The organism is Streptococcus sp. HMSC034E12 (assembly GCF_001835915.1).
Taxonomy (GTDB): domain Bacteria; phylum Bacillota; class Bacilli; order Lactobacillales; family Streptococcaceae; genus Streptococcus; species Streptococcus vaginalis.
Map to the genome: position 1 here is coordinate 1 of NZ_KV826444.1, position 637 is coordinate 637.

Annotated in this window: 1 tRNA gene and 1 pseudogene; one reads left to right on the plus strand and one right to left on the minus strand. The window is 38.5% G+C overall.

Annotation, left to right across the window (positions count from 1 at the left end):
* Nucleotides 1-72: 72 nt before the first annotated feature.
* A tRNA-Pro gene (locus tag HMPREF2574_RS05985) sits at nucleotides 73-146 on the plus strand.
* Between the two features lie 174 nt (nucleotides 147-320).
* Here HMPREF2574_RS05985 and HMPREF2574_RS10220 read toward each other — a convergent pair.
* Nucleotides 321-637 (minus strand): annotated as a pseudogene (locus HMPREF2574_RS10220) (transposase); the annotation flags it as partial.

Consider the following 637-nt stretch of genomic DNA (forward strand, 5'->3'; position numbering starts at 1 on the left):
GGCGGTTAGAGGTTCGACTCCTCTAGGGTGCATAGAAAAGAAGTCTCCTAGGACTTCATTTTTCTATCTATACGGGAAGTAGCTCAGCTTGGTAGAGTACTTGGTTTGGGACCAAGGTGTCGCAGGTTCGAATCCTGTCTTCCCGATATTTTATTTGATATTAGATGAAATAGGTGTTAGTTTTTAACATCTGGAGCCTGGGACAATAATGTCTCGATTCTATCAAAAAAAGCAACGGTTTTGCCGTTGCTTTTTTCATGGTTGCGATAGTCTTGGTAAAATATAGGGCTCTTTGTCAACTGTAGTGGGTTGAAGAAAAGCTAAGTTCTAGAAAGGACACATTTTGTCCTTTCTTTTTTGATGTTGAGAGCGATAAAAATCCGTTTTTTGAAGTTTTCAAAGTTCCGAAAACCAAAGGCATTTCGTTTGATAAGTTTGATGAGCTTATTAGTTGCTTCCAATTTTGTGTTGGAGTAGGTTTACTGAAGGACGTTGACGATACCCTCTTTGCTCTTGAGAATGATTTTAAAGACAGTCTGAAAAAGAGGATGAACCAGCTTAAGATTGTCCTCAATGAGTCCGAAAAATTTCTCTGGTTCCTTATTCTGAAAGTGAAAAAGCAAGAGCTGATAGATAT